Here is an 18,339-nt window from a genome sequence, read left to right on the forward strand (position 1 = left end):
TGTCCGTGTGGCCGTGGAGTGCGGTGCTCTGTGGCGGGACGTTACTGCGCGGGGCGGGGTTTCGTCTTGTGAGTGGTGCGGGTCAGCGGGTAGCAGGCGAGGCCGATGAGTGCGGCGGTGAAGTGGCCGACGTCGGTGAAGGTGGCGCCGGTGATGAGGGGGACGCCGTAGATGACGAGGACGGCGAAGAGGTAGACGTACCGCCAGGGGCGTGCCACGTAGTAGGTGAGGACGGCGACGACACCGGCGAGTGCGTAACTGACGCCCACGTCCAGGGTGTTGACGGCGGTCTCGGGTGCGTGGCCGTGCCGGATGGCCCAGGCCAGTACGCCTTCGCTGACGAGGGTGGCGAGGACGTGCGCGGTGGCGGCGACGGTGAGCCAGCGCAGGGTGCCCAGGCGGCGTTCGGCGGGGGCGTGGAAGACGGTGTAGAGGACGGCGTAGGGGAGCCATCGGCCGCCGTCGATCCAGAAGGCGCTGCTGATGAGGACGCGGACGGGGTTCTGGGACAGTTCGTGGATGTTGGTGGAGCGCTGGCGGAGGAAGTCCTCCTCGAAGGCGGGCGACATCTGGTGGACGATGACGGTGGTGACGAAGAGGACGGCCAGCCAGATGTACGTGCCCGGGGCGCTGCGGATCCAGGAGCCGGCGCCACGGAGCCACGCGGCGGGTGCGGAGCGGGGCCGGGTGGGCGGGGCGGGCTGGCTCGGGGTCATAGCCGATTGACGCACGCTCCTAGGATCGTGCGCGTGATTGACATTCCGGATGCGCTGATCGCCACTCAGTCCAAGTACAACGGTGCGGCCGGGCGGGCGTTCGTCGCGGCGCTGCCGGGGACGGCCGAGGGGTTCCTGGAGCGGTGGGGGCTGCGGCTGGACGGGGACGCGGCGTACGGGGTGTGCGCGCTGGTGCTGCCCGTGGTGCGGGAGGCGGACGGGCTTGCGGCCGCGCTGAAGCTGCAGGCGGTCGACGCGGAGACGGTGGGGGAGCCGGTCGCGCTGCGGATGTGGGGTGCGGCGGCGGCCGGCGCGGTGGGGCTGCTGGAGCATGACGCGGCGACGGGGACGATGCTGCTGGAGCGGCTGGACGGGGGCCGGCCGCTGTCGGGGTTGGCGGATGCGCGGGAGGCGGTGCGGGTCGTCGCGGAGCTGCTGGCGGGGCTGACCGCGGTGCGGGTTCCGGAGGGGGCCGGGCTGCGGGGGCTGGGTGAGGCGGCGGACCGGATGGTGGCGTCGGCGCCGGAGGTGGCGGGGCTGCTGGCGGACGCGGAGGAGCGGCGGCTGGTGGCGGACTGCGCGGCGGCGGTGCGGGAGGTCGCGGGGGAGCCGGGGGACCGGTTGCTGCACTGGGATCTGCATTTCGGGAACGTGCTGGCGGGGTTCGGCGGCGGCGCCGGGGACGCGGACCGGTGGGTGGCGATCGATCCGAAGCCGTTGGCCGGGGACGCCGGGTTCGAGCTGTTCCCGGCGCTGGCGGACCGGTTCGACGCGGCCGACGCGGTGTGGCGGTTCGATCTGATGACGGACGTGCTGGGGCTGGACCGGGGGCGGGCGCGGGCGTGGACGCTGGGGCGGGTGCTGCAGAACGCGTGCTGGGACACGGAGGAGGGCGGGCGGCGGCTGGCGCCCGTCCACGCCGAGCTGGCGCGGAGGCTGCTGGGGCGGGAGTAGGGGGTGTGCCGGTGCTGTCTACGCTGCCCTCATGATTCGTACCGCTACTGCTGCCGACGTCCCCGCCATCCACGCGATGGTCCGCGAACTGGCCGACTACGAGAAGGCGCTGCACGAGGCGAAGGCCTCCGAGGAGCAGCTGCGCGAGGCGCTGTTCGGTGAGCGTCCTGCCGCGTACGCGCATGTCGCCGTGTCGGACGACGACGGTGAGGTGGTCGGTTTCGCCCTGTGGTTCCTGAACTTCTCCACGTGGCGCGGGGTGCACGGCATCTACCTGGAGGATCTGTACGTGCGCCCGGAGCGCCGTGGCGGCGGGCACGGGAAGGCCTTGCTGAAGGAGCTGGCGCGGATCTGCGCCGAGCGCGGTTACGAGCGGCTGGAGTGGTCGGTGCTGAACTGGAACGCCCCGTCCATCGCGTTCTACGAGTCCCTGGGCGCCCGGCCGCAGGAGGAATGGACGGTCTACCGGCTGACGGACGGGGCCCTGGCGGAGCTCGGCCGCTGAGACCGGGGCGGCGCCCTGCCGCGATGTCCGCGGCGGGGCGTTGTCAGTGGTGTGCGTCACGATGGGGGCATGGTGCGCAGCAGCGGTAGTGGTGGCGGGACGGGCAGGTCGGGCAGGGGCGCCAGGGGCGGTGTCCCCGAGGCGCGTCGTCCTGAGGTGCGGCTGCCGCCGCTGGTGGCGTACGAGGGGGGCGGCCTGGAGGCGGACGGGGATTACGACGGGGTGCGGTTCGACGGGGTGGACCTGGCGGACGAGTCGGGTCCGGGGGCCCGGTTCATGGACTGTGCGCTGGAGGGCTGCGCCCTGGACCGTACGGAGCTGGTCAGGTCCCGGTTCATCGATTCGGTGCTGACGGGGGTACGGGGGGTGGGCACCGACCTCGCGGGGGTGTCGATGCGGGACGTGGAGGTCGTGGACGCGCGCCTGGGCGGGGTGCAGATGCACGGCGCGGTGCTGGAGCGGGTGCTGATCAGGGGCGGGAAGATCGACTACCTGAATCTGCGGAAGGCCCGGCTGAAGGACGTGGTCTTCGAGGGCTGCGTGCTGTCGGAGCCGGATTTCGGGGAGGCGCAGCTGACCCGGGTGGAGTTCCGGGACTGTGTGCTGAAGCGGGCGGACTTCAGCGCGGTGCGGATGGAGTCCGTGGATCTGCGGACGGTCGCGGAGCTCGACATCGCACGGGGTGTGGAGCGGCTGGCCGGTGCGGTGATCAGCCCGTCGCAGCTGATGGAGCTGGCTCCGGCGTTCGCGGCGCAGATCGGGGTGCGGGTCGAGGCGTGAGCGGGCGGGCCGCGCCCGGTCAGATGCGGGGGAAGCGGGCCTGGAGGTCCCAGACGGTGGGGTTGTCGGCGAGGCCTTCGTGCATGTCGGCCAGGTCGGCGATCAGGTCGTGCAGGAAGTCGCGGGCCTCGCGGCGCAGCAGGGAGTGGCCGAAGGTCAGCGGTGCTTCCTCGGCGGGCATCCAGTCGGCCTCGACGTCGACCCAGCCGAAGCGGCGCTCGAAGAGCATGCGGTCGGAGGATTCGGTGAAGTCGAGTTCGGCGAACTGGCGGCGGTGCGAGCGGTTGCCGCGCGGGTCCCGGTCGAGCTGCTCGACGATGTCGCACAGGGCCCAGGCGAAGTCGAGTACGGGCACCCATCCCCAGGCTGTGGATACTTCGCGGTCCTCCTTGGTGTCCGCGAGGTAGACGTCCCCGGAGAACAGATCGTGGCGCAGGGCGTGGACGTCAGCCCGGCGGTAGTCGGTCTGCGGGGGGTCGGGGAAGCGTCGGGAGAGGGAGTAGCCGATGTCGAGCACGGTTCGATGGTGTCATGCCCGGCGTGTCGCTCCCGCACCAGCGGAGGGGCGGGGTCCGGCGCGGAGGGTGGTTCAGGGCAGGAGCCGCTGCTCCTTGGCCACGGAGACCGCGCCGGCCCGGGTGTCGACGCCGAGTTTGTCGTAGATGCGGCCCAGGTGGGTCTTGACCGTGGCCTCGCTGATGAACAGCGCGCGGGCGATGTCGCGGTTGCCCAGGCCCTGTGAGAGCTGGCCCAGGATGTCGCGTTCGCGGTCGGTGAGGGTGGGCAGTGGTTTGCGCATGCGGGCCATGACGCGGCTGGCGACGGGCGGGGACAGGGTGGTGCGGCCCTGGGCGGCCGAGCGGATCGCGGCGAAGAGCTCCTCGGGGCGCTCGGCCTTCAGCAGGTAGCCGGTGGCGCCGGCCTCGATGGCGCGGGTGATGTCGGCGTCCGTGTCGTACGTGGTCAGGACGAGGACGTGGGCGCCCTCGGTGCCGGCCACGATGCGACGGGTCGCTTCGACACCGTCGATGCCCTCGCCCAGCTGGAGGTCCATCAGCACGACGTCCGGGGTGAGCCTGGCGGCCAGGGCGACGGCCTCCTCGCCGCTGCCGGCCTCGCCGGCGACCTCGATGTCGGGCTCGCTGCCGAGGAGGGCGAGGAGCCCGGCGCGTACGACGGCGTGGTCGTCGCAGAGCAGGATCCGGACGGGCGGGTTCGCGTCGGTCATGCGGTGTCCCGGTGGGTGAGGGGGGCGGTGGGGCGGGCGGGTGCGTCGGGCAGGGGCACGGTGGCGGTCACCACGGTGCCCTCGCCGGGGGCGGACTCGATGGTCAGGGTGCCGCCGAGCTGCTGGATCCGGGCGCGCATCGCGGGCAGCCCGTGCCCGCGCACCCCGTCGGGCGTCCGGGCCCGTGCGGCGGGTGCGAAGCCGTGGCCGTTGTCGGCGATGTCGAGGACGGTCCGGTCGTCGACATGGGTGAGGGTCAGGGCGGCCTCGGTGGCGCCCGCGTGCTCCCGGACGTTGGCGAGGGCGCCCTGGGCGATCCGCAGCAGCGCGGACTGCACCCGGCCGGGCAGCGGGCTGTGCGATGTGCCCTCCACATGGCAGCGCACGGTGAGCCGGCCCTCGGACTGCGCGGTCTCGCGGGCGGCGAGCGCGTGCAGGGCCGCCTCCAGGCCGCCGCCCTCGGCGAGGTCGGCGGGGGCCAGGTCGTGGACGAAGCGGCGGGCCTCGGCGAGGTTGCGTTCCGCGATGCCGGTGGCGGTACGGACGTGGCGGCGGGCCGTCGCCGGGTCGGCGTCCCAGGTGCGGTCGGCGGCCTGGAGCAGCATCTGCTGGCTGGACAGGCCCTGGGCCAGGGTGTCGTGGATCTCCATGGAGAGCCGCTGGCGTTCGGCGAGGGTGCCTTCGCGGCGTTCGGTGGCGGCCAGTTCCCGGCGGGTGCGCAGCAGGTCGTCGATGAGTTCGCCCTGGGTCTCCGCCTGGCGCTGCATATGGACGAAGACGGCGGTGGCGACGGCCGCGACGGCGGGCGGGGCGAGGACCAGGTTGGGGTCGAAGCCGTGCGCCAGCCGTAGCTGCGCGGCGACGACGAACAGCGTCAGCAGGGCCACCAGCGCGAGCGCGGCCCGTGGCGGCAGGATGCGCAGCCCGGTGTAGAAGAGCGGGACCGCGCACCACGCGAAGCTCGGCGCGAGGACGACGAGCACCATCCAGACGGCGACCAGCACCCCGAGCCAGAGCAGGCTGCGCGGGGTCGGGCGGGAGCCGAGGACCGGCCCGAGGACATACAGGACGGCCAGGGCGACGGACAGGCCGATGATCCACGGGGTGCGTGTCTCGCCCGGGTGCCGCAGCAGGAACCGGGTCAGCGAGGCGCCCAGCAGCAGGAAGAACGCGGCGTGCATGAGCAGGGCCAGGGCGCGGCTGCCGGGGTCACCGGCCCGCCCCGCGTCTCCTGCCCGCCGCCTCCGCTGCTCCACCCCGTCCCCCTTCCCCTCACCGGGCCCCCTCGCGGGAACTGCTTCTGACCTGCGCGGACCTTCATCGTCACGCCGAACGGGCGTCTTCGCATCAACCGATCGGCCGATGGGGCCGTCAGCCGTCCCGCATGTGCTGTCGAGCCGGTACGCCGACCGTTCGGAGCCGGAACCGGCCCAAGGATGGAAACAGAACGCAGAAGCCACGCACCACCCCCGCCGAAGGAGCTCACCATGAAGAAGATCTCGCTGCGCACCCGTGTCCTGACCGGTGCCGTCGCCGCAGCCGCCCTCGGGGCCGGCACCTTCGGCGCCATGTCCGCGAACGCCTCCGCCCCGGCCGCCGCCCCCGCGACCACCGTCAAGGCGGACACCGCGAACCGCAACCTCCAGCAGTCCACGCACCTGACCGCGGACGCCGCATCGAAGGCCGCGCAGGCCGCCCTGGACGCCGCGGAGAAGGAGAACCAGCGGGTCGCCGTCTCGGTCGTGGACCGCAACGGCAACACCATCCTGACCCTGCGCGGTGACGGCGCGGGCCCGCAGGCGTACGAGTCCGCCGAGAAGAAGGCGTACACCGCCGTGTCGTGGAACGCCCCCACCTCCGAGCTGGCCAAGCGGCTGACCCAGACCCCGAACCTGAAGGACATCCCTGGCACCCTGTTCCTCGCGGGCGGCGCCCCGGTGCAGGTCAAGGGTGCTCCGGTCGCGGGTATCGGAGTGGCCGGCGCGCCCAGCGGCGACCTCGACGAGAAGTTCGCCGAGGCCGGCGTCGCCGCCCTCGCCAAGTAGTCGCCACCACGTACGGGAGACGGACATGAACGCCCTCGATCAGCAGCTGCTCGACGCCGCACGCACCGGCGACACCGATTCCGTGCGGACCGCGGTCGAGGGCGGCGCCCGGGTGGACGTCCGCGACGGGGAGCTGCGCACCCCGCTGCTGCTGGCCGTGCACGGCGGTCATGTGGAGGCCGCCCGGCTGCTCGTCGACGCGGGCGCGGACCCCGACGCGCAGGACAGCCGGGAGGAGAGCCCCTGGCTGGCCACCGGGGTCACCGGCAGCGTCGCGATGCTGCACGTGCTGCTGCCGGCCGGTCCGGACCTGAAGCTGCGCAACCGGTTCGGCGGGATCGCGCTGATCCCGGCGAGCGAGCGGGGCCACGTCGCCTACGTACGGGAGCTGCTGCGGGTCACCGACATCGACGTGGACCACGTCAACCGGCTGGGCTGGACGGCCCTGCTGGAGGCCGTGATCCTCGGCGACGGCGGCCGGGCGCATCAGGAGATCGTCGAACTGCTGCTGGCCGCCGGCGCGACGCCCGGGCTGCCGGACGGCGACGGTGTGACGGCGCTGGCGCACGCGGAACGCCGCGGCTTCACGGAGATCGCCGCGCTGCTGCGGGGCGCACGGGACGCGGAGGACACCCGGTGAGGGCCCGGCGGGCGGTGCTGCTGCTGGCCGCCGCGGCCGCGCTCGCCGGCTGCGCCACCGGGACCACCGGCGCACCGGACGGGAGCGCCGCCGCGAAGACCCCGGCCGCGACGGGCCCGGCGGTCACCCCCTCGGTTCCGGCGGCGGCCGGGAACACCCCCGACGGCACGCTGCTCGTCGCCGACTTCGGCGGGGACACGGTGACGTTCGTCGATCCGGAACGCGGGGCGTTCGACCGGGTCGAGGTCGGCACCGCCCCCTACGGTCTGGTCGTCGGGGACGACGGCCGGGCCTGGGTGGCCACCGCCGAGGGCGTCGCGGTCGTCGACACCCGGACCCGCACCCGGCCGGCCCTGATCCCGTACGAGACGGAGACCGGGCCGGTCACCACGGGCGAGTACCGCGGCGGCGGCATGGGCATCGCCCTGGCGCCCGACGGCCGGCACGTCTACGTGGGCGTCAACGTGCCCGGCGCCGAGGGGGTGCTGGAGGTGATCGACACCGGGTCCCGGAAGGTCACCGGCACCGCCCCGGTCGGCCGCCGTCCCTTCGACGTGGACGTCTCGCGCGACGGCGCGGAGGTGTACGCCACCGGCCACGACTCCTTCGACGTGACGTCCGTGCGCACCGACACCCTGCGCACCCGGCGCATGGAGGTGGCTCCGTACGGCACCGAGGGCGGTCTCGGCTCCTGGCTGAAGCCGCACTACGCGGTCGTCCGGCCGGCGGACGGGAAGCTGCTGCTGCCGTTCGAGGGCGAGCGGCTGGCCGTGCTCGACCCGCGCACCGGCAAGGTCGCGATCGAGCCGATGACGGCCGGCACCCACCAGCACGGTGCGGCCCTGGCCCCGGACGGCACGCTCCTCGTCGTCGGCACCGGACCGATCGCCTCCGACGACGAGGAGGCGTCGCTGACGGTTCGGAAGCCGGACGGCTCCGAGCGCGTCGTCCCGCTGGACGGTCCGCACGAGGACGTGGCGGTCTCCGGGGACGGCCGCACGGCGTACGTCACCGGCGGCTTCACCCGGGACGGGTACTGGAACGGCATCACGGTCGTGGACCTCGCAGGGAAGAGCGCGCCGGTCCGGCTGGCGGCGGGCGAGCGGCCGTTGGGGATCGCGGTGCTCTGACGGCCGGGGGCCGGGGCTCCCCGCCCCGGTCAGGTGCCTCCGGACTCCGACATTCCGCACATAGGATCACCGGTGTGGATCATCGACCTCCGGCATCCCGCATGGCCCGCGGCCCCCGCACGGCAGGGGCGGCCGCCCTGCTGCTCGCCCTCGCGGTCCTGGCCCCCGCCTGCACCGCCGGGACCGGCGGGGTCGAGGGGAAGCCGGGTGCCTCCGGTGTGCACGATCCGTACTTCCCGAAGCTGGGCAACGGCGGCTACGACGTGACGCACTACGACCTCACCCTCGACGTCGACCCGGACGAGCAGACGCTGCGCGGAACCGCCGAGATCACCGCGCGGGCCACCCAGGACCTGAGCTCGTTCAATCTCGACCTGGCCGGGCTGACCGTCGATTCGGCGACCGTGGAGGGGCGTCCGGCAGCGGTCAACCGGGCGGGCGACGAGCTGACGCTGCGTACGGACGCCGGGGTCGAGGACCGGCTCCACAAGGGCGAGACGTTCCGCACCGTCGTGCGCTACTCCGGCTCCCCGCGGACCATCACCGACGCGGACGGGTCCGAGGAGGGCTGGCTGCCGACCGATGACGGCGCACTCGCCCTCGGGGAGCCGACCGGGTCGATGGCCTGGTTCCCGGGCAACCACCACCCGGGCGACAAGGCCTCCTACGACCTGAAGGTCAGCGTCCCCAAGGGACTGGCGGCGGTGTCCAACGGGGTGCCGGCCGGCCCGCCGGTGACCTCGGGGGACCGCACCACGTACCGCTGGCACACCGCCGAACCCATGGCGAGCTACCTCGCGACCCTGGCCGTCGGCCGCTTCACGACCAGGACGTCGGTCATGGCGGGCGGCATCACGGTGTTCACCGCCGTGGACCCGGAGTCGGCGAAGGCGAGCGCGGCCACGCTGGCCCGCGTCCCGGAGGTCGTGAAGTGGGAGGCGGAGCACTTCGGCCCGTACCCGTTCTCCGCCACCGGCGCGATCGTGGACCGCAAGGACGACGCGGGCTATGCGCTGGAGACGCAGAACCGGCCGTTCTTCCCCGGGCCGCCGAGCATCGGGCTGCTCGTCCACGAGATGGCGCACCAGTGGTTCGGCGACTCCGTCACGCCCGAATCCTGGCGCGACATGTGGCTCAACGAGGGTCTGGCGACGTACGCGGAGTGGCTGTGGGAGGAGGAGAAGGAGGACACCCCGGCCCAGGACTCCTTCGACGAGGCCTATGACGACGACGCCAACTGGGCCTTCCCGCCGGCGGATCCGCCCGGCGCCGCGGACATCTCGGAGCAGCCGGTGTACGGGCGCGGGGCCATGGTGATCCACAAGATCCGCGAGGCGGTCGACGACGACGAGGAGTTCTTCGCGCTGCTGGCCGGCTGGACGAAGGCGCACCGGCACGGCAACGCCTCGACGGCGGACTTCACCGCCTATGTGGAGAAGACGACCGGGCAGGATCTGTCGGACCTGTGGAAGAGCTGGCTGTACGGCAGGAGCCGGCCCGCCGCGGACGGCTGACCGGCTCCCGGGGCAACGCGTTGGGTGTTACTTCACGTTGACGCCGGCCCAGGCGGCGCTGACCGAGGCGAGCTCGGCGCTGTCCGCCCCGTACAGGTCGGTCGCCGCCTTCTCGGTCGCCTCGCGGGCGGCCGCGTAGTCGGTGGTCGACGTCATGTACTCGGAGAGGGCCTTGTACCAGATCTGGACGGCCTTGTCCCGGCCGATGCCGGTGACGGTGGAGCCGTCGGAGGTGGGGGAGTCGTAGTCGACGCCGTTGATGGTCTTCGCGCCGCTGCCCTCGGCCAGCAGGTAGAAGAAGTGGTTGGCGACACCGGACGAGTAGTGGACGTCCAGGTCACCGACGCTGCTGTCCCAGTAGTCGGCCGAGCCGCCGTCCTTGCTGGGCTGGTCCATGTAGCGCAGCGGGGTGCCGTCGCCGTTGATGTCGATCTTCTCGCCGATGAGGTAGTCGCCGACGTCGGTGGCGTTGTCGGCGAAGAACTCCACCGAGGTGCCGAAGATGTCGCTGGTGGCCTCGTTGAGGCCGCCGGACTCGCCGACGTAGTCGAGGTTGGCGGTGGAGGCGGTCAGGCCGTGGCTCATCTCGTGGCCGGCGACGTCGAGGCCGGTGAGGGCGCTCTTGTTGTCGGCGCCGTCGCCGTACGTCATGCAGAAGCAGCTGTCGTCCCAGAACGCGTTGACGTACGCGTCGCCGTAGTGGACCCGGGAGTAGGCGGCCTTGCCGTCACCGGCGATGCCGTCGCGGCCGAGCGCCGACTTGTAGAAGTCCCAGGTCTGCGCGGCGCCGTAGTGGGCGTCGACGGCGGCGGTCTGGCGGTCGTTGCCGGTGCCGTCGCCCCAGGTGTCGTCGTCGTCGGTGACGAGGTCGCCGGTGCCGCTCTCGCCCTGGTTGAGGTCGTACGTCTTGTGGCCGCCGCGGTCGCCGTCGGTCAGTTCGAAGCCGGAACCGGACGCGGTGGTGGTCAGGTCGACCTTGCCGCTGTACTGGCTGTTGCCGACGCCGGCGGTCTCGATCTCCTCGTAGCTGTGCAGGACCTTGCCGGTGGTGGCGTCGGTGATGATGCGCTTGCGGCTCGGGGTGCCGTCCTTCTGCACGCCGGTCTTCACCGACTCCAGGGCGAGGACGGGCTTGGAGCCTCCCGCCCAGATCACCTTGCGGGCGCCGGCCACCGTCTTGATCTTCGCCGTCGTGGACGGCACGGATATTTTGGCGTTCGTCGCCTTGGTGACGCTCTTGAGCTTGCCGTTGCCCGTGGTGTGGGTGACGAGGTCGCCGCCGAGGACGGGCAGCCCGGCGTAGGTGCGCTCGTAGCGGGTGTGGACGGTGCCCTTGGCGTCCTTGATCACGTCACGGGCGATCAGCTTCTCCTGGCTGCCGAGCCCCAGCGAGTCGGCGGTCGAAGAGGCGTCGCTCTGGGCCGACTTGATGGCGGACGTCCGTGCGGAGGCGCTGTTGAAGGCGGGCGAGGTGGTGCGGGGAGAAGCGGAGGGACCGTCACCGGGGGTGTTCGGGTCGGCGTTCGCCGCACCCGTCTGCACTCCGACGACGACCATCGCGGCCACGGCGGCCAGGGCTGCGGCGCGACGGGTGTTCATGTGGGGGGTCATGCTTTCTCCGTTGCTCGTTCCGTGGGGGGTTACGAGCGGAGAGCGTGCCACCGAATGACCAGCTTTGACGGTGTACCAACAATTACCTCACAATTCTTTGACCAGTTCTTGTCCGACTGGGGCAGGACTGTGTCCGCTATCCGGCGGACTTCCTTCGATTGGGCAAACACGCGTGGCGTGCGCCCCGTTGGGCGCGATCAGTGGTATACGGGCACGCCGAAGCCCCCGGCCGCAGGACGTTCGGCCGGGGGCTTCGGTGGGGCTGGGTGCTGGACGTCAGAGGCTGACGCCGAAGTCCTGCGCGATGCCGCGCAGGCCCGAGGCGTAACCCTGGCCGACGGCACGGAACTTCCACTCGGCGCCGTTGCGGTAGAGCTCGCCGAAGACCATGGCGGTCTCGGTGGCGGCGTCCTCGCTCAGGTCGTAGCGCGCGATCTCGGCGCCGCCGGCCTGGTTGAGGATGCGGATGTAGGCGTTCCGCACCTGGCCGAAGTTCTGGCTGCGGGTCTCGGCGTCGTAGATCGACACCGGGAAGACAATCTTGTCGATGTCGGCCGGCAGGCCCGCCAGGTTGACGTTGATCTGCTCGTCGTCGCCCTCGCCCTCACCCGTGACGTTGTCACCGGTGTGCACGATGGTCTGGTCCGGCGTCGACTTGTTGTTGAAGAAGACGAAGTGGCCGTCGGAGAAGACCTTGCCCGCCGTGTTGACCGCGATCGCCGAGGCGTCGAGGTCGAAGTCGGTGCCGGTGGTGGTACGGACGTCCCAGCCGAGGCCGACCGTGACGGCGGTGAGGCCGGGGGCCTCCTTGGTGAGGGAGACGTTGCCGCCCTTGGACAGGCTTACTGCCATGGGAAGTCCCTTTCATCTTCGGGTGCGGGCTTCGTGCCATCACGAAGCTACCGTCACAGTTCATAACGCAGGCAGGGGACCGTGAGGTTCCTTCCGCCTTTACTTTCTTTACCGAACTGATGACGGGGCGCGGCAGACGGCGGACGGGATGCGTCAGGGGCGCGTCAAAAGAAGGTGACGTACCCCCGGTGGGACAGGGAACATGGGTGTCATGTCCGGGCCCTATGTCATCCGCGGTGCCGTCCTCCTGCCGGAGGCCGAGCTCATGTGGCGTTTCTCGCGGTCCTCCGGGCCCGGGGGACAGCACGTCAACACCAGCGACTCCCAGGTGGAGCTGCGCTTCGACCTCGCGGCGACCGAGTCGCTGCCCGAGGTGTGGAAGGAACGTGCGCTGGAGCGGCTGGCGAACCGGCTGGTCAACGGCGTGGTCTCGGTCCGCTCCTCGGAGCACCGCTCGCAGTGGCGCAACCGTGAGACGGCCGCCGTGCGGCTCACCGCCCTGCTGGCCGAGGCCACCGCGCCGCCCCCCAAGCCGCGCGTGAAGCGCAAGATCCCGCGCGGGATCAACGAACGCCGGCTGCGCGAGAAGAAGCAGCGCGCCGACACCAAGCGCGGCCGCTCCGGCCGCGACTGGTAGCGGGCGGCCCGCGGCCGGTCCGGTTCAGCCCAGCTGCCGGTAGCGCCCGCGGAAGTACGCCAGCGGCCCGCCGTCGCCGCTCGGCAGCTGCGCGCCGAGCACCCGGCCGATCACCAGCGTGTGGTCACCCGCCACGATCCGCTGCTCGGTGCGGCACTCCAGTGTCGCGAGCGCGCCCCCGACCAGCGGTGCGCCGGTCACCTCTCCCCGTACATAGGGGATGTCCTCGAAGAGCAGCCGGTCGCTGATCCGGCCCTTCATGGCGAACCGTCCCGCGATGTGCCGCTGGCTCTCCGACAGTACGGACACGGCCCACAGCGGCTGTTCCGCCAGCAGGTCGTCCATCCGGGAGTCGTTGCGCAGGCTCACCATGACCAGGGGCGGGTCGAGCGACACCGACATGAAGGCGGTCGCCGTCATGCCGACGTCCTCGCCGCGGCCGTGCTCGTCGAGCGGCGGCTCCTGGGCGGTGATCAGCACCACTCCGGCTGCCAGCCGGGAAAGGGCGCCGCGGAACTCGTCGTTGCTCACCCCCTCAGCATGGGGGACGGGCTCGGTACGCGGGACTGGGGGCTTCGTCTGCAACACACCGGGAACGCTAGCCGCGTACGGTGGGGCCCCGCATCGGGCCAGGGGACCAGCCAGGTCCTAGGACCTGCCGTCCCGGGCGGGTCCGCCGGAGGATTTGCGTTTTTGCGTTCAAGAAAAGGACGGACCACTTGGGGGCGAGACCGGGACCCTTCACCATCTGTTGTGACTTGAGTCACAGAGCGCAATATTTGTTGACCCTGTGTACCGGGTGCACAGCTCACTGTGATTCAGTGGCCGTGACACTGCAGTAAGTACGTCAGGTACGTCGATATGAAATCTGGAGTGCTGTCGAGGTCTCGGGGAGTGCGAGCGATGGAGGCCGAGTCGGAGCCGTACGTCCGTCTTGCGACGATGCGGCAGCTGCATCAGGCCGTGGCCGATCTCAACACGGCGCGGAGCCTGGCCGACACACTGCAGACCGTCGCCGACGGAATCGTCGCCGGTCTCGGCTACGAGCTTGCCTGCGTCAACCTCGTCCGCCCCGACGGTGACCTCGTGGTCGCCGCCTTCGCCGGCAACAGCGCCGCCGAGGCCCTGATCACCGGCCGCGTCGGCTCCCGCGAATCCTGGGAGCGCCGGCTGGGCATGGGCGAGATATGGGACGAGCTCCGTTTCATACCCCACACCGACGGATGGGTCCTCCTCGACGACGACGTCCCGCAGTGGCACACCGAGGGCCCCGAACCCCGCTTCGAGGACGAGTGGCACCCACAGGACCGGCTCTACGCACCGATGTACGCCTCGGGCGGCGGCCTCGATCTCCTCGGCGTCATATCCGTCGACCGCCCCCGCAACGGCCGCCGGCCCGGTGCCTGGGGCCGCGAGGCGCTCCAGATGTACGCGTCCCAGTCGGCCATTGCGATCAGTAACGCCAGGCTCCGGGCAAACATGCAGCGCGCCCTGGTCCGCCTGGAGCGCGAGCAGCAGGCGCTGCGGGCCAGTGAGGAATCCTTCCGCCAGGCCTTCGAGTACGCCCCCAGCGGCATGGCCATCGCCGAGCTGGGCGGCGACCAGCACGGCCGGCTGCTGCGCACCAACGACGCCCTGTGCCGGCTGCTGGGCCGCCCCGCCTCGGTGCTGCGCCGCTACTCCTTCGCCGACCTGGTCCACCCCGAGGACATCGGCACCCTGCTCAGGACCTCCGCCGAGGGCGGCCGCGCCGAGCTGCGGCTGGGCCGCAGGGACGGCAGCTGTCTCTGGGTCTCGCTGCGCAACTCCGTCGTCGCGGACACCGCGGACGGGCCCCGCTTCCTGCTGACGCACGTCGAGGACATAGAGGAGCGCAAGCGCCACGAGCTGAACCTCGCGCACCGCGCCTCGCACGACGCCCTGACCGGGCTGCCCAACAGCGCGGAGCTGCGGGCCCGGCTCGGCGCCCGGCTGTGCGAGCGTCCGCACTCGGTGGCGTCCACGGACGTCGAGGCGCTCGACGCGGCGTACGGCGATGTCGACGAGGCCCGGGTGCACGGCTTCCCCTCCGAGGCGTTCGACGCCGGGCGGAGCGTCGCCCCGTACGACCACCATGTGCATTCCGTCGCACCCGACACGTCGGGCGACGACGGGTCGAAGGGGCTCGCGGTCCTCTTCTGCGATCTCGACGGCTTCAAGTCGATCAACGACCGGTTCGGCCACCACACGGGTGACGCGGTTCTCATCGAGGTGGCCCGGCGGCTCACCACGTGTGTCCGCGACGGGGACACCGTCGCCCGGCTCGGGGGTGACGAATTCGTCGTTCTCGCGGACGGGCTCGGGGCGGCGGACGCCGCGGACCTGGCCGTACGCCTGCGTAACGCCATCATTCCGCCCATTCGGGTCGACGGCCGGGCGGTGCGGGTCGGGGCGAGTTTCGGCATCGGCTGGGCCGCCTGCGGGATGACCGCCGAAGAGGTGCTGCGCTCCGCCGACCAGCGGATGTACGTCGAGAAGCGGTCCCGGTCGAAGGTTCACCGCAGGGCCGGCTGACGTTCGCCGGTGCGTCGCACCGCGGGTTCCGCGTGTACCCCACCCCGGTTCCCGCCGCACCTCCGGCAATTCTTGGTGACGGCCGTTCGGGGTAGGCTCGGCCGGTCGGCGACGGCTGACTGCATACGGCGACGGCTGGCGACATGGTGAGGAGTGACCCAGGGATGGCCGGGAACAACGGCGCGAGCACACCCGAGGACGACGATCCGTTCGGCTACCTCTACGAGGACGGGCGGGCAGCCGGCGCACAGCCGCCGGGTGGTCAGGGCGGCTACGGCTACCCGGGTCCCGCCGCGCAGCCGGGCGTGCCGCGGACCTCGTACAACCAGGTGCGGACCGTCGGCGAGCGCCAGTACGGCCAGCAGGTGCCGCAGCAGCAGGCGTACGGGCAGCCGCAGGCGCCCTACGGCCAGCCGAACCAGCAGTACGGCCAGCCGAACGCGCAGTACGCGGCCCCGGAGACGTACCCCGGTGGCGCCCCCACCGCGCAGGTGCCGCACCAGGGCGGCCGCGGCAGTGGCGGCGGCCCCGGCAAGGGCGGACCCAACACCAAGGGCCTGCTGATCGGCGCGGTCGCGGTGGTCGCGGTCGTGCTCATCGGCATCGGCGCCGCGCTGATGACGGGCGACGGCGACAAGGGCGAGAAGAAGGACGACGCCGCGACCTCCTCCGGTGCGGCCGGACAGGTCGAGGAGTCCCCGAAGCCCGAGCAGAGCGCCAGCTCCGAGGCTCCCGTCGAGCTCCCGAAGCAGGACGCGGCCTCGCTGAAGCTCGGCGGTGACGCGGGGCTCGACAACACCGTCAAGGGCGCCAAGAGCAACAACGGGCAGTACATCAACCTCAACGCGGTCGGCAGGTCGGCGACCTGGTCGGTCGAGGTGCCGCAGGCCGGCGAGTACACGCTGTTCGTGACGTACGGCGTGCCGGGCAAGGACGCCAAGACGTCCCTGACGGTGAACTCCGAGGACCCGCGCTCCATCAACATGAAGAACTTCGCCAACGCCCCCGAGGGCGATCTGGAGAAGGGGTGGACGACGACGTACGCCTACGTCAACCTCACCAAGGGCCCGAACACCCTGATGATCTCCTGCAACGACGGCGACCAGTGCGACGCCAATCTGGACCAGCTGTCGCTGAAGGCCGGTCACCAGACGCGCTGACCCGCCCCGCCCGTACGCACGACGGCCCCCTCGCCATTCTCGGTGAGGGGGCCGTCGGCGTCCCGGACGCTCAGCCCATCAGGGCGAGGAAGCCGGCCACCGTCGCGGCCATCGCCTCGCGGCCCGGGGCGATGTACTTGCGCGGGTCCACGCCCGCGGTGTGCTCGGCCAGGTGGGCGCGGACGGCTCCGGTGAACGCGGTGTTCAGCGCCGTGCCCACGTTGATCTTGACCATGCCGGAGGCCGTGACCGCCCGGCGGATCTCCTCGTCCGGGACGCCGCTGGAGCCGTGCAGCACCAGCGGGACGGGAACGGCGTCGCGCAGCCGGCCGATCAGCCCGTGGTCCAGGGCGGCGGTGCGCTCGGTCATGGCGTGAGAGGAGCCGACGGCGACGGCGAGCGCGTCGACGCCGGTGGCGGCGACGTACGCGGCGGCCTCGGCCGGGTCGGTGCGTACGCCGGGGGCGTGGGCGTCGAGCGGGGCCTCGCCCTCCTTGCCGCCGACCTTGCCGAGCTCGGCCTCGATCCAGATGCCACGCCCGTGGCCCCAGGCGACCGCGGCGGCGGTGGCCCGCACGTTCTCCTCGTAGCCCAGCTTGGAGGCGTCGAACATCACCGAGCCGAAGCCCTCGTCGTGCGCCTGGTGGAGCAGTTCCACGGACTCGACGTGGTCGAGGTGGAGGGCGAGCGGGGCGGTGGAGGAGCGGGCGACGGCTGCGGCGGCCGCCGCGACGGGGCCGAGCCGGCCGCCGTGGAACTTCACGGCGTTCTCGGAGATCTGCAGGATGGCGGGGGCCCCGGCGCGCTCCGCACCGGTGGCGATGGCCTCCGCGTGCTCCAGCGTGATGACGTTGAAGGCGGCGATTCCGCGTCCCCGGGCCTGTGCGGCGGAGACGAGTTCACCGGTGGTGACGAGCGGCATTGCGGACCTCTGTCGATTCCTCGGGCCCGTGGGAGGACCCGGTGGGGGAGCGGCGCTCAGGCCGCTCCGGGTGCGTGTTCCTCGATACGGACGCGCGGCAGCAGTTCCTCGTACGCCGCACGGTCGAACTCACCGGCCGTGGGGGAGAGCACGGTCGCCGTCGACAGTGCCACCGCCCGTCGCAGCCGGTCCGGCCAGTCCAGGCCCTCCACGAGTCCGGACAGCAGTCCGGCCACCGCGGAGTCGCCTGCCCCGGTCGGGTTGCCCTTCACGGGCGCGGGCGGGGACGCCTGCCAGCTGCCGCCGGAGGCGACCGCCAGCATGCCGTCGGGGCCCAGGGAGGCGATCACCCCGTGGGCGCCGCGGCGGCGGGCGTCGCGGGTGGCCCGCAGGGGGTCGCGGGAGCCGGTGAGCTGGGCCAGCTCGTCGGCGTTCGGCTTGATCAGGTCGGGGCGGGCGGCGATGCCGCGGCGCAGCGGCTCGCCGCTGGTGTCGAGCAGGACGGGGACACCGGCGGCGCGGGCGAGGCGGACCAGTTCGGCGTAGGCGCCGACGTGGATGCCGGGCGGCAGGCTGCCGCACAGGGCGACCGCGTCGGCCGTGGCGAGCAGGTTCCCGTACGAGGCGAGGAAGGCGGTCCACTCGTCGGCGGTGACGTGCGGTCCGGGTTCGTTGAACTGGGTGGTGTCGCCGGTGGCCCGGTCGACGACGGCCAGGGTGCGGCGGGTGTCGCCGGACACGGGGACGAGCGCGTCGGTGACGGTCGCGGGGCCGGCCGGGAGGGCGGCGAGCAGCGCGCGCAGGACGGCTCCGGTGGCGCCTCCGGCGAAGCCGGTGACGACGCTCTCGTGGCCGAGGGCGGCCAGCACCCGGGCGACGTTGACGCCCTTGCCGCCGGGGCGCTCGGAGAGGTCGGTGACCCGGTGGCTGGAGTGCGGGACGAGTGCCGGGACGCCGTACGTCAGGTCGAGTGCCGTGTTCAGCGTGACCGTGAGGATCACCTCGGCCGCCCCCTCGATCCGTGTGGAGCGCGGATCCCTTGCCAGAACGCGCTTTCCCCGTCTGTTTCCCTGGCGATCATGCCAAAAGGGC

At 72.2% G+C, this 18,339-nt stretch carries 19 protein-coding genes; 10 read left to right on the forward strand and 9 right to left on the reverse strand.

What is annotated here, in order from left to right; all coding sequences use genetic code 11:
- Window positions 1-41 precede the first annotated feature (41 nt).
- The gene (locus OG408_RS21615; RefSeq protein WP_326671442.1) at window positions 42-716 is read right to left on the reverse strand and encodes a rhomboid-like protein; all 675 of its coding nucleotides are present in this window, start codon (window positions 714-716) and stop codon (window positions 42-44) included.
- A 24-nt stretch (window positions 717-740) separates the two neighbouring features.
- Here OG408_RS21615 and OG408_RS21620 point away from each other — a divergent pair, with 24 nt between their 5' ends.
- From OG408_RS21620 to OG408_RS21630, 3 genes are all read left to right on the forward strand, one after another.
- Window positions 741-1,670, forward strand: a complete 930-nt coding sequence (locus OG408_RS21620; RefSeq protein ID WP_442806137.1) for an aminoglycoside phosphotransferase family protein — start codon at window positions 741-743, stop codon at window positions 1,668-1,670.
- 31 nt (window positions 1,671-1,701) lie between these two features.
- Window positions 1,702-2,175: a GNAT family N-acetyltransferase gene (locus OG408_RS21625; protein ID WP_266780906.1), complete on the forward strand. Its 474-nt coding sequence runs from the start codon at window positions 1,702-1,704 to the stop codon at window positions 2,173-2,175.
- A 69-nt stretch (window positions 2,176-2,244) separates the two neighbouring features.
- On the forward strand, window positions 2,245-2,955 hold the full coding sequence (locus tag OG408_RS21630) for a pentapeptide repeat-containing protein (protein WP_266780908.1): 711 nt from the start codon (window positions 2,245-2,247) through the stop codon (window positions 2,953-2,955).
- 19 nt (window positions 2,956-2,974) lie between these two features.
- On the opposite strand, the gene OG408_RS21635 is transcribed toward OG408_RS21630, so the two are convergent.
- The 3 genes from OG408_RS21635 to OG408_RS21645 form a co-directional block, all read right to left on the reverse strand.
- Entirely contained in the window at window positions 2,975-3,472 is a 498-nt protein-coding gene (locus OG408_RS21635; RefSeq protein ID WP_266780910.1) for a hypothetical protein, read from the reverse strand.
- A 72-nt stretch (window positions 3,473-3,544) separates the two neighbouring features.
- Window positions 3,545-4,183 carry a response regulator gene (locus OG408_RS21640; RefSeq protein ID WP_266780912.1) on the reverse strand — a complete coding sequence of 213 codons (639 nt, stop codon included), beginning with the start codon at window positions 4,181-4,183 and terminating at the stop codon, window positions 3,545-3,547.
- Window positions 4,180-5,439: a sensor histidine kinase gene (locus OG408_RS21645; RefSeq protein ID WP_326671448.1), complete on the reverse strand. Its 1,260-nt coding sequence runs from the start codon at window positions 5,437-5,439 to the stop codon at window positions 4,180-4,182. Before OG408_RS21645 ends, OG408_RS21640 begins: the two co-directional genes overlap by 4 nt.
- Window positions 5,440-5,670: 231 nt before the next feature.
- Here OG408_RS21645 and OG408_RS21650 point away from each other — a divergent pair, with 231 nt between their 5' ends.
- From OG408_RS21650 to OG408_RS21665, 4 genes are all read left to right on the forward strand, one after another.
- A complete protein-coding gene (locus OG408_RS21650; protein WP_266780916.1) occupies window positions 5,671-6,228 on the forward strand; it encodes a GlcG/HbpS family heme-binding protein in 558 nt (185 codons plus the stop codon).
- A 25-nt stretch (window positions 6,229-6,253) separates the two neighbouring features.
- Window positions 6,254-6,868 (forward strand): ankyrin repeat domain-containing protein, encoded by a 615-nt coding sequence (locus OG408_RS21655; RefSeq protein ID WP_266780918.1) that lies wholly within the window; start codon window positions 6,254-6,256, stop codon window positions 6,866-6,868.
- Window positions 6,865-7,998, forward strand: a complete 1,134-nt coding sequence (locus tag OG408_RS21660; RefSeq protein ID WP_326671451.1) for a YncE family protein — start codon at window positions 6,865-6,867, stop codon at window positions 7,996-7,998. The genes OG408_RS21655 and OG408_RS21660 overlap by 4 nt, the downstream gene beginning before the upstream one ends.
- Window positions 7,999-8,072: 74 nt before the next feature.
- Window positions 8,073-9,512, forward strand: a complete 1,440-nt coding sequence (locus tag OG408_RS21665) for a M1 family metallopeptidase (protein WP_442806051.1) — start codon at window positions 8,073-8,075, stop codon at window positions 9,510-9,512.
- Between the two features lie 27 nt (window positions 9,513-9,539).
- Here the strand turns inward: OG408_RS21665 and OG408_RS21670 are convergent, their stop codons facing one another.
- A complete protein-coding gene (locus tag OG408_RS21670; protein WP_266780924.1) occupies window positions 9,540-11,123 on the reverse strand; it encodes a M4 family metallopeptidase in 1,584 nt (527 codons plus the stop codon).
- A 276-nt stretch (window positions 11,124-11,399) separates the two neighbouring features.
- Complete coding sequence (locus tag OG408_RS21675) at window positions 11,400-11,975, reverse strand: TerD family protein (protein WP_266780926.1); 576 nt, start codon at window positions 11,973-11,975, stop codon at window positions 11,400-11,402.
- 202 nt (window positions 11,976-12,177) lie between these two features.
- Here OG408_RS21675 and arfB point away from each other — a divergent pair, with 202 nt between their 5' ends.
- Entirely contained in the window at window positions 12,178-12,612 is a 435-nt protein-coding gene (gene arfB / locus OG408_RS21680; protein WP_266780928.1) for an alternative ribosome rescue aminoacyl-tRNA hydrolase ArfB, read from the forward strand.
- 24 nt (window positions 12,613-12,636) lie between these two features.
- Here the strand turns inward: arfB and OG408_RS21685 are convergent, their stop codons facing one another.
- Complete coding sequence (locus OG408_RS21685) at window positions 12,637-13,143, reverse strand: flavin reductase family protein (RefSeq protein ID WP_323178007.1); 507 nt, start codon at window positions 13,141-13,143, stop codon at window positions 12,637-12,639.
- Between the two features lie 372 nt (window positions 13,144-13,515).
- On the opposite strand from OG408_RS21685, the gene cdgB reads away from it, so the two are divergent.
- Both cdgB and OG408_RS21695 read left to right on the forward strand, forming a co-directional pair.
- Entirely contained in the window at window positions 13,516-15,165 is a 1,650-nt protein-coding gene (gene cdgB, locus OG408_RS21690) for a diguanylate cyclase CdgB (protein ID WP_266780932.1), read from the forward strand.
- 164 nt (window positions 15,166-15,329) lie between these two features.
- Complete coding sequence (locus OG408_RS21695; RefSeq protein WP_266780934.1) at window positions 15,330-16,325, forward strand: carbohydrate-binding protein; 996 nt, start codon at window positions 15,330-15,332, stop codon at window positions 16,323-16,325.
- Between the two features lie 70 nt (window positions 16,326-16,395).
- Here the strand turns inward: OG408_RS21695 and OG408_RS21700 are convergent, their stop codons facing one another.
- Complete coding sequence (locus OG408_RS21700; protein ID WP_266780936.1) at window positions 16,396-17,247, reverse strand: class II fructose-bisphosphate aldolase; 852 nt, start codon at window positions 17,245-17,247, stop codon at window positions 16,396-16,398.
- 56 nt (window positions 17,248-17,303) lie between these two features.
- Complete coding sequence (locus tag OG408_RS21705) at window positions 17,304-18,248, reverse strand: 1-phosphofructokinase family hexose kinase (protein ID WP_266780938.1); 945 nt, start codon at window positions 18,246-18,248, stop codon at window positions 17,304-17,306.
- Window positions 18,249-18,339: the final 91 nt, after the last annotated feature.

The organism is Streptomyces sp. NBC_01257 (assembly GCF_035917255.1).
In the GTDB taxonomy this organism is placed as follows: Bacteria; Actinomycetota; Actinomycetes; order Streptomycetales; family Streptomycetaceae; genus Streptomyces.